Source organism: Thermodesulfovibrionales bacterium (genome assembly GCA_035622735.1).
In the GTDB taxonomy this organism is placed as follows: Bacteria; Nitrospirota; Thermodesulfovibrionia; order Thermodesulfovibrionales; family UBA9159; genus DASPUT01.
In genome coordinates this window covers 1-10,024 of sequence record DASPUT010000143.1, presented here as the reverse complement: position 1 = coordinate 10,024, position 10,024 = coordinate 1, and the positions used below count along the sequence as shown (strand labels likewise).

Here is a 10,024-nt window from a genome sequence, read left to right as displayed (position 1 = left end):
CCCTATCTTTGTGAAGGCTGCCACCGCGCCTCAGAGACCGGCTAAGCTTCTGCCTCCACGGGTTCTCAGGATCGAGTGAAGCCGGCGGTCGGGTTTGTCACCCCGTGAACAGCCTGTCTGCAAGCTCCTTGAGGAACGCCTCTCTCTGCTTCCTGTTCGTAATCTCTTTCATCGCCTTTGAGCGGAGTTTCTTCATGAGGCCGAGAAATCTCGAGAACTCGGGACCGTAGAGCTGCTGGAGCTCTTTCCTGATAGCCTTAGCCATGGCGGGGCTGGCTCCGCCAGTGGAAACGGCGATGGTCAGAAGGCCCCGCCTCACAACGGACGGGACGATAAAATTGCAGAGGGCGGGTTGATCGACGACATTGAGGAGTTTATCGGCAGCTTCGGCATCCCGTGAAATCTGCCTGTTTATCTCCTCAGAATTCGTGGCAGCGATGACGAGAAAGCTGGATTTGATATCACTGCTCCTGTACTCCCGCTTCTTGTGTTTTACGAGACCCTTTATTTTGTAACCCTCAAGCCGTTTCGTCAGTGACGGGCTGACAATGGTCACGAGGGCCCCGGAATTCATGAGGGGCAGGCACTTCCTTTCGGCCACCCTCCCCCCGCCGATGACCAGACATCTCCTGCCGTTAAGGTCGAGGAAGAGAGGATAGGAGAACCTATTTGCTGATCGAGGCGATCTCTTTCTTTGCGTCCTTGGCGAGCGCATCATTCGGATACTTTTCGACGAGGCGGTTCAGATACTCGGTCGCTTTATCCTTATTGCCTATGTTTTTATAGCACAGCGCTATGTGGTAGAGCACGATCGGTTCTTTCTTGTATTCAGGAAATTTCGAGAGTAAGCCTTCAAGCCTTCCCAGTGCAGCCCCGTAAGAGGCCTTTTTGAAGTAATACTCGCCGACGAGAAATTCATAATCGGCCATGGTGTTCCTACACGTCTCGATCTTTATGTCGACCACTTCGCGATAGGGGTTTCTCGGGTAGAGACGCTTCAGCTTCTCGAATTCCTCCAGTGCCTTTGCTGCGGCACCGTAACCCTGATCAGGGCCTGCGATCTGCCCGAAATAGGCCATCGCTATCTGGTACTGTGCGTACGGCGCGTTCTTGTGGTCAGGGTATATTTCGAGGAAACTCTTATATTCTGCGACAGCGAGGTCTACCTCATCCTCCTTGGTATAGCTGTCCGCTATCCGCAACTGGGCGATGGGCGCATATTTCTTAGTAACGTCCCGGTTCTTGACCTCGAGGAGTATCTTTCTTGCCTCCTCATAGTTCTTGTTTTCGATGAGTTCGTTGGCCCGGGCAAGCGATCTCTCGGGGTCAAATTGTTCCTCGGGTTTGATCTCTTTTTTTCCTGAACAGGAGAGGGTCACGAGAAGGAGAAGGACGAGCGCTCCCCAGGAGATTCTTGATGTCGCTCGGAATGAACCCGGAAGATGTCTCTTGAAAAGCATCTTTTTATTTAAGCCTTCTCAGGCCTCTTCTGTCAAGGGCCGATAGTAAAAAGGCAGTCCCTGTGGTATTCTTATACATGAATTTATGCCGCTTTGAACGACCGAGCAGGTACATCAACAGGGAGGTAAATGCGGTTTATCGAACCGCACCGGTTCGGGTCGCCCTCGCCTTTCCCGACATCTATGATGTCGGCATGTCACACCTCGGATTGAGAATCCTCTATTCCCTGATCAACAACCTCCCCTATGCTTCTGCAGAACGGGTCTTCTCGCCTTGGACGGATATGGAAGCTGCGATGAGGACAACAGGGACTCAGCTATCGTCCCTTGAGACGAAGAGGCCGCTCAGGGAGTTTGACATCGTCGGGTTCAGTCTCCAGTATGAGCTCTGTTATACGACAGTGCTGAACATGCTCGACCTGGCCGGAATCCCGATGCGGTCGGGAGAGAGGAGAGAAAAGGACCCGCTGATTATCGCCGGCGGCCCCTGTACCGTCAACCCCCTTCCCCTCTCGTCATTTATCGATGCCTTTCTTATCGGGGACGGAGAGTCGGCGGTAACGGAAATCCTGGAGACCGTTTATGACTGGAAGAGCGGAGGCGACGGGAAGAGGGACTCGCTGCTCGGGAAACTTGCAGGAATGAAGGGGATCTATGTGCCCGCTGTCCATGGGCTAACCCCGAAAGATTCTCCGATAGAGAGGAGATACGTGTCATCACTTGATGATGCTCCCTATCCGGTTTATCCCGTCGTGCCATATACCTCCATCGTTCATGACAGGGTTACGGTCGAGTTATCGAGAGGATGCACGAGAGGCTGCAGGTTCTGTCAGGCGGGCATGATCTATAGGCCCCTGAGAGAGAGGAGCCCCCAGAGCGTGTTGGGAATTGTGGATGCCTCCCTGAAAAGCACCGGCCATGAAGAGGTCTCGCTCACTTCCCTCAGCGCGGGTGATTATCCCTATCTCCTACCGCTCGTGAAGGAACTGAACAGGAGGTTATCGGGCAAGGTGGTTTCCCTCTCTCTTCCGTCACTGCGGGTGGCTGCCGTAAATCAGGAGGTATTGAAAGAGATAAAAACGGTGAGGAAGACCGGTTTCACGATGGCGCCGGAAGCTGCCACGGACAGACTGCGGATGGTTATCAACAAGGACTTCGCTGAGGAGGATTATGACCGTGCCCTGCACGCCCTCTTTGCGGAGGGTTGGGAGACGATCAAGCTCTATTTTATGATCGGGTTGCCTACAGAACGGGATGAGGATGTGGAGGCGATCCCTGAAATGGCCCAGCGGGCGCTGAGGACTGCAAAACGATATACCCGCAGATATGTGAACGTGAACGTCGGGATATCCCCCTTTGTCCCGAAGCCTCATACGCCGCTGCAATGGTGCGGCCAGGAAGAGAGAGAAAAGATTCGGGAGAAAATGGAATACCTGAAGCTTAACCTCTCGAAGAGGAAGATCACCTACAAGGGACATAATCCATCGATGAGCCTCCTCGAGGCCCTCTTTTCGAGAGGGGGTCAGGACCTCTCTGATCTCATCGAAAAGGCATGGGCCCTGGGGTGCAGGCTCGATGCCTGGACGGAATGCTTCGATTTCATGAAATGGATCGCCGCTGCCGAAAAGACCGGAATAGACATCCACGCACGTCCCCAGAAGGATTACGGCGGTGGAGACAGACTCCCGTGGGACGGCATCGATGTCGGCGTTAAGAAAGAATTCCTCTGGGGTGAACTCCAGGAGGCGCTTTCCTGCAGGAAGACCGCGGACTGCCAGAAGGGGTGCCACGGCTGCGGCCTGGGGTGCGAAACGACAGGAACCGGTCACGAGACAGCGGTCGGCGGTCAAGAGCTACCGGGAGTGGAGAGGTCTCTTGTTCAGAGTCCGCACCGTATGAGACCGGTTCGGATGCGGGTCCAATTCTCAAAGACGGGGGTTATGCGGTACCTATCGCACAGGGAACTGATGACGGTCTTTATTCGTGCCATGAGAAGGGCGGAGATTCCGCTCCAGTATTCCCAGGGATTTCATCCTTCTCCCCGGGTCTCTTTCGGGCCTCCTCTGAACGTCGGAGTAAGCGGCCTGAAAGAATATTTTGATCTGGAGATTGAGCCTGCCTTTGCACTGTCCGATGTAAGAAATCGTATGAACAGCGTTCTCCCCGCGGGACTCCTCATTGGGGAGACCGGGCTCATACCGGTCGACGAACCCTCACTGGACAGCTTTGTATCGAGATACGAGTATGAGATAACATGTCCCGATGCCGGGGTGATAGAGGATTTTCTCGTCAAACGATCCGTAGTCGTCGAACGGGAAAAGGCAAACAGGAAAACGGTAGCGGTGGATATAAGACAGATGGTTTCAGAGGCATGGATTGGTGATGATACTACCGTCAGGATCGTCGCGATTGACAATGCAGACGGCAAAGTGAGGATCGGAGAACTCCTTCGGGAGGTCTTTCATATGCCGGCGGAAGAACTCGGCATAACAAGGGTGAGCATGCATGGTTGGCGGGCAGGCTGGCTTGAGCCGCTCGCTTCAGTGTATCACGCGGCTGACGAGGAGTCACGGAAGGCATGCATAGGAAGAGAGGGGGAGGGGGCGCGGGGCGAGAACAGTGTTTCCCCCGCGCATTAGCGCATTGGCAAACGAGATACTGATCAACGTTACCCGGGAAGAGATACGAGTCGGCGTGCTCGAAGGCGGGCAGGTCATAGAGTTTTACGTCGAACGGAAACGGGATGCAAGCCTTGTTGGGAATATCTATAAGGCAAAGGTCATCAAGATACTCCCCGGAATGCAGTCGGCCTTCGTAGATATAGGACTCGAGAAGGCGGCGTTTCTCTACGTAGCCGACATTATGACCGATCCGGAGGAATACGCTCCGTTTCTCGAGGAGGAAGAAAAGAACAATTCCATAGAGTTCGTTTCGCGGAGAGGACGGCAGGACCTGCCGATAGAGGAGATCATCCAAGAGGGGCAGGAACTCCTTGTGCAGGTATCGAAGGATCCCATCGGGAGCAAGGGAGCCCGGGTCACTTCCTATGTGACGTTGCCCGGCCGCTATCTCGTCCTCATGCCAAATGTGGAGCACGTCGGGATCTCGAGGAGAATTTCCGATGAAGAAGAACGCGACCGCTTGAGGGGAATACTCGAAAACATCAAACCGAAGGGTTACGGCTTCATAATCCGGACCGCCAGCGAGGGAAGCACGGAAGAGGAGCTGAAGAAAGACATGGAGTTCTTGCTGCTTCTTTGGGAAAACATCCAGGGGAAGAGAGAGCGGGGCGGTGCACCGATCCTCCTTTACAGTGACCTCGACCTTGCATTCAGGAGCGTCCGTGATCTCATGAGCCAGGATGTCGAAAGGCTTGTGATAGACTCGGGGGATGAACACGAGAGGATCAGGGAATTCGTGAAGACCTACTTCCCGAAACTCCTTTCAAAAATAGAGTTCTTTGGTGACGGGGAGCCGATATTCGACGCCTTTGGCGTCGAACTGGACATCTCACGGGCGCTGGGAAGAAGGGTGTGGCTCAAGTCCGGCGGCTACATCGTCATAGACCAGACAGAGGCGATGACGGTCATCGATGTCAATACCGGTAAATTCGTCGGCAAGGAGGACCTGGAGGATACCATACTCAAGACAAACCTCGAGGCCGTGAAGGAAATAGCATACCAAATACGGCTCAGGAATCTCGGGGGGATCATCATCGTAGACTTTATCGACATGGAGAGGCTCGAAAACAGAGAAAAGGTCTTCAACGCCTTTCTCGAGGCGATGAAGCGGGATCGGGCGAAGAACACCATTCTCCATATCTCCGAACTCGGGCTTATACAGATGACGAGAAAGAGGGTCAGGGAGAGCCTCGGCAGAACCCTCTGCGAAGCCTGTCCGTACTGTGAAGGGAAGGGGTTTGTGAAGTCCCCGCTGACCCTCTGCTACGAAATATTCAGAAAGATCACCAAGATGGCTCGGCACGGCGGTGAAAGGATTATCGTGACGGCCCATCCGTCTGTAGCGGAACTGCTCTCCGATGAAGAGAGATCGGGACTGGAGGATATCGAAAATAAGTACGGGGTGAAGGTCATTGTTAAGGAAGACAACAAACTCCATCAGGAGAACTATGAAGTTATTCAGTTATAGAAGGGTCAGCCCTGTCCCTTGGCATGTCGAGGCGGGAAAGAGAAACCGAGAGGATAGCCATGAGTACAACAGCCTTTGATGCTCCCGAGATAATTCGTCTGAGAGACATCTTCACGGAGATGGAAAGTGCCGTCATCGCTTACTCCGGAGGCGTCGACAGTACCTTCCTGCTCAAGGCCGCGGTACTCTCGGGTATAGGCACAATGGCGGTAACCGCCGTGTCTCCTGCGATGCCGGGGCAGGACTTCCGTGATGCCAAGGATATCGCGCGAAGGCTCGGAGTTCGTCACACCATCATCGAGTCAGGAGAACTGGAACTTGCCGAGTTCGTGAAGAACCCCGTCGACCGGTGCTTCTACTGCAAGGATCATCTCTTCGGAAGATTGAAGGAGATCGCCCGATCCGCCGGGTACAGATTCGTCCTCGACGGCAGTAACCTTGATGATCTCCACGACTGGAGGCCCGGGAGGAAGGCCGCCTTGAAACACGGCATACGGAGTCCGCTTATCGAGGCCGGATTGAGAAAGCAGGATGTGCGGCGGTTGTCCCGCGAACTGTCTCTCCCCACATGGGACAAGCCCTCTTCTCCCTGTCTCTCTTCGCGGTTTCCCTACGGTGAAACGATAACGCGAGAGGCGCTGAAGCAGGTGGAAGCGGCCGAAACCTTCTTGAAGTCACTCGGGTTTCAAGAAGTCAGGGTTAGGCATCACCGGGACGTCGCGAGGATCGAGCTGAAGGAGCAGGATATCCCGAAAATGCTCAACCCGGAAACAAGGACAGCTGTCAGAGAAAAACTGATCTCCCTAGGGTATAAATTTGTTTCACTCGACCTTGAGGAATTCAGAAGCGGCAGGCTCAATGGATGAAGAGTTCGTTGATTTTCTCGTCGTCGGAAGCGGTGTGGCAGGCCTCAGAGCCGCGATCGAGTTGGCGAAGTACGGCGATGTGGTCATCATAACGAAGGACACACCCACGGAGAGCAGCACGGAATACGCACAGGGAGGAATCGCTGTTGCGCTCAGCGATGAGGACGAAGTGGGCATTCATTTTGAAGATACTCTCAGGGCAGGAGACGGGCTCTGCAGGGAGGGTGCCGTCAAGGTCCTCGTCGAAGAGGGGCTCGAGAGGATAACCGAGCTTATCTCGTGGGGAGCGGAATTTGATAAAGAGGGGACCAAACTCGCCTTCACGAGGGAGGCGGCACACTCGAAGAATCGTGTGCTCCATGCCCAAGGAGATTCGACGGGAAGGGAGCTTGAAAGGGTACTCCTCACGAAGGTGAGGACATACCCGTCTGTGAAGAAGTATCCCTTTGCCTTTACGCTCGGCCTCAACGTGAGAGACGGTGAATGCACCGGCATCTCTGTCCTCAGGGATGGAAAGGTCGTTGGCCTTTCTGCAAAGGCGACGATTCTTGCCACCGGTGGTGCCGGGCAGTTGTACGAAAGGACAACAAACCCGGGAGTGGCTACGGGAGACGGGATGGCAATAGCGTGTCGTGCCGGAGCCATTCTCGAAGACATGGAATTTGTGCAATTTCATCCAACAAGCCTTTATGTCCCGGGTGCTCCTCACTTCCTCCTGAGCGAGGCGATGCGGGGGGAAGGTGCCCTCCTGAGAAATATCCACAGACGACTCTTCATGGAGAGATATCATCCCCTTGCGGAGCTTGCCCCCCGGGATGTGGTATCGAGGGCGATACTATCAGAGATGGTAGAAACAGGGAGTTCCCATGTCTACCTCGACCTGACACATCTCAAGAAGAGCTTTCTCGTGAAGAGATTCCCGAGAATCAACGCAACATGCAGGGCGTACCGCATAGATATAACGGAAGATCTTATTCCGGTCACTCCGGCGGCCCACTACGTCATGGGAGGAATCAAGACGGATCTTTACGGAGCAACAAATATTCCGCGTCTCTATGCGGCCGGAGAGGTGGCCTGCACCGGGGTGCATGGTGCGAACAGGCTTGCGAGCAACAGTCTCCTTGAAGGGCTTGTTTTTGGCGCGAGGGCGGGGCTGGCTGCCTCGCAGTATTCCCGGAGCCCGAGAATTTCGGCGTCGAACAAACGACCTCATGCTGTCCGGGCAGCGCATTGTTTCCCCCCGGTGGATCTGGCTGAAGCGAGGGCGGCCCTGAGAAAACTCATGTGGGAGAAAGTCGGGATAATCAGATGTTCTGAGTCGCTTTTGTTCGCCCGGGAGAGGCTCTCCCGCTGGATGCCCTTTTCTGATGAAATCTCCCTTGTAAAACAGGAGCAGGAAACGAAAAACATGATAACGGTCGCTCACCTGATCACGGAATCGGCACTGGCGAGGAAGGGGAGCATCGGCGCACACTACCGGTCTGATTTTCCGGCTAAAGGAAGGGCGTGGAAGAGACACATTCAGTGGGAAAGAGGAGGAGCGGAAGAGAAGGCGGTTTCGGAGCAGAGACTTTCGCGGGAGCGAATGGGGGAACGGGACAGCGCCGGATCTCTGAAAGGGCGAGAAGGGTAAAGGCTAACTATCCACTTTTATCTTGTACGCCTTTATCTTTCTGTGAAGATTACTCCTTTCGATCTGCAGTATCTCGGCAGTTCGCGAAATGTTGCCGTTGTTTTCCTCAAGTTTACGGGAAAGGAAGTCTTTTTCAAAGCCCTCCCGGGCCTCTTTAAGCGTTCCATAGGAAAAGTAATCCGCGCTCTCTTTCTTCCCTCTCACGAGCTGGAGATCATCCCTATCGATCGCAGCCGATGAGGTCATGATCACGAGTCTCTCGATGAGATTCTTCAGCTCCCGTATGTTTCCGGGCCAGTCATACAGCTGCAGGTCCTTGATCGCTTCAGAAGTTATTTTTTTCAGAGGTTTCCCATGCTCCGTTGCAAGGGATTGTGCAAAATATTCAACAAGCGAAGGGATGTCCTCCCTCCGCTCCCTGAGGGGCGGGACAGAAATCGGTATAACGTTGAGCCTGAAGAAAAGGTCACTCCTGAAGGCACCCTTCTCGACTTCTTCCGCGATGTTCTTGTTCGTTGCGGCAAGAATCCTCACATCCACTTTTATGTTTGTGCTGCCGCCCACCCGCTGAAACTCCTGTGTCTCTAATACCCGCAAGACCTTCGCCTGTGTCTGAAGCGACATGTCTCCTATCTCGTCCAGGAAAAGGGTGCCGCCGTCTGCCAGTTCAAATTTCCCCTTCTTTTTCTCCGATGCCCCGGTAAAGGAACCTTTTTCATGGCCAAAGAGCTCACTCTCTATGAGCTCGTGAGGGATCGCCGCGCAATTCACCTCAATAAAGGGTCTTTCAGCCCGACCGCTCATCCCGTGGAGCAGTCTCGCAACAACCTCTTTCCCGGAACCGCTCTCACCTGTTATGAAAACCCTGCTGTTACTCGGTGCAGCCATTCCGATCTGTTCACGGAGACCCTTCATGGCCGCAGATTCCCCTATGAGCAACCATTTCTTGATCACGCTCTCCCGGAGGTCCCTGTTTTCTCTTTCGAGGGCGCCCTTCTCGAGTGCCCTTTTCGCACTGAGCAGGACCCTCTCGAGCGAGAGAGGCTTCTCGAGGAAGTCGTATGCGCCGATCCTTGTAGCTTTTACGGCCGCCTCGATATTTCCATGTCCTGAAATCATGATCACCGGCGGTTCCCCATGGAGCGCCCTGATTTCCTGCAGGGTCTGGATGCCGTCCATTCCCGGGAGCCAGACATCAAGGAGTATCAGGTCAGGCAGCTGTTCCTTAATCATGCGGAGGGCCTCTTCCCCTGACCCGGCAGCAATGACGCCATATCCCTCGTCTTCAAATATGGCCGAGAGGCTTTCCCGTATTCCCTCCTCATCATCTACAATGAGTATTACCGGTTCCATGATCCCTCCTTCCCGAAGCAACGGCCATCGCGGGCGCAGCAATGTGATGCTAAGGTCAGCATCGGAAATCATCCGACTGCAACACTGTCTCTTTCACTCCTCTACTCCCCTTCGCTTATCGGCATTTCGATGGTGAAGACCGTTCCCTGCGGTTCATTGTCCTTTACCCTCAGATATCCCCTATGGTCGGCAACGATCTTACTCGCAATCGCTAGGCCAAGCCCCGTCCCGCCGTCTTTTGTTGAGAAGTAAGGCAGAAAGAGTTTTTCCTTGTCTTCTTCCCTTATCCCAGGGCCATTATCAGCAACGTCGATATATGCCTTCTTTCCTCCCATATCATAACGGAGCGTAACGGTAATGTTCCCCGCCCCGCCCGTGGCATGTATCGCATTGTCAAAGAGGTTTATCAGGACCCGCTTAAATTGCTCACCGTCTAGATCCACGAGGGGCGTCACCTCCGGCAGGGAGACCGTTATTGTAAAGCCCTTGTTATCCCTGTAGAGATTCACAACCTCCTCTACTATAGCATTAAGTGCCGTGGGAGCTTTCACGATCTCCGGCAT

At 54.2% G+C, this 10,024-nt stretch carries 8 protein-coding genes; 4 read left to right on the top strand and 4 right to left on the bottom strand.

What is annotated here, in order from left to right:
- Positions 1-97: 97 nt before the first annotated feature.
- Both VEI96_07720 and bamD read right to left on the bottom strand, forming a co-directional pair.
- Positions 98-715 (bottom strand): bifunctional precorrin-2 dehydrogenase/sirohydrochlorin ferrochelatase, encoded by a 618-nt coding sequence (locus VEI96_07720; GenBank protein ID HXX57875.1) that lies wholly within the window; start codon positions 713-715, stop codon positions 98-100.
- A complete protein-coding gene (bamD, locus tag VEI96_07715) occupies positions 666-1,460 on the bottom strand; it encodes an outer membrane protein assembly factor BamD (GenBank protein HXX57874.1) in 795 nt (264 codons plus the stop codon). Before bamD ends, VEI96_07720 begins: the two co-directional genes overlap by 50 nt.
- Before the next feature lie 62 nt (positions 1,461-1,522).
- On the opposite strand from bamD, the gene VEI96_07710 reads away from it, so the two are divergent.
- Genes VEI96_07710 through nadB form a run of 4 tightly spaced genes read left to right on the top strand, consistent with a single transcriptional unit; the run spans position 1,523 to position 8,108 of the window.
- Positions 1,523-4,099, top strand: coding sequence for a TIGR03960 family B12-binding radical SAM protein (locus VEI96_07710; protein ID HXX57873.1), 2,577 nt, complete (start codon positions 1,523-1,525; stop codon positions 4,097-4,099).
- The gene (locus VEI96_07705; protein ID HXX57872.1) at positions 4,080-5,609 is read left to right on the top strand and encodes an Rne/Rng family ribonuclease; all 1,530 of its coding nucleotides are present in this window, start codon (positions 4,080-4,082) and stop codon (positions 5,607-5,609) included. Before VEI96_07710 ends, VEI96_07705 begins: the two co-directional genes overlap by 20 nt.
- Positions 5,610-5,668: 59 nt before the next feature.
- Positions 5,669-6,475 carry an ATP-dependent sacrificial sulfur transferase LarE gene (gene larE, locus VEI96_07700; GenBank protein ID HXX57871.1) on the top strand — a complete coding sequence of 269 codons (807 nt, stop codon included), beginning with the start codon at positions 5,669-5,671 and terminating at the stop codon, positions 6,473-6,475.
- Positions 6,468-8,108: an L-aspartate oxidase gene (gene nadB, locus VEI96_07695; GenBank protein HXX57870.1), complete on the top strand. Its 1,641-nt coding sequence runs from the start codon at positions 6,468-6,470 to the stop codon at positions 8,106-8,108. Before larE ends, nadB begins: the two co-directional genes overlap by 8 nt.
- A gap of 3 nt (positions 8,109-8,111) precedes the next feature.
- Here the strand turns inward: nadB and VEI96_07690 are convergent, their stop codons facing one another.
- Both VEI96_07690 and VEI96_07685 read right to left on the bottom strand, forming a co-directional pair.
- Positions 8,112-9,461 (bottom strand): sigma-54 dependent transcriptional regulator, encoded by a 1,350-nt coding sequence (locus VEI96_07690; protein ID HXX57869.1) that lies wholly within the window; start codon positions 9,459-9,461, stop codon positions 8,112-8,114.
- 101 nt (positions 9,462-9,562) lie between these two features.
- On the bottom strand, positions 9,563-10,024 hold a 462-nt coding region (locus tag VEI96_07685; protein ID HXX57868.1), incomplete at its 5' end, for an ATP-binding protein.

Bases quoted from the DNA above. Each gene is read 5' to 3' on its own strand.
- bamD (HXX57874.1), bottom strand. From the start codon at position 1,460: ATGCTTTTCAAGAGACATCTTCCGGGTTCATTCCGAGCGACATCAAGA.
- VEI96_07690 (HXX57869.1), bottom strand. From the start codon at position 9,461: ATGGAACCGGTAATACTCATTGTAGATGATGAGGAGGGAATACGGGAA.
- larE (HXX57871.1), top strand. From the start codon at position 5,669: ATGAGTACAACAGCCTTTGATGCTCCCGAGATAATTCGTCTGAGAGAC.
- nadB (HXX57870.1), top strand. From the start codon at position 6,468: ATGGATGAAGAGTTCGTTGATTTTCTCGTCGTCGGAAGCGGTGTGGCA.
- VEI96_07720 (HXX57875.1), bottom strand. From the start codon at position 715: ATGCGCTCGCCAAGGACGCAAAGAAAGAGATCGCCTCGATCAGCAAAT.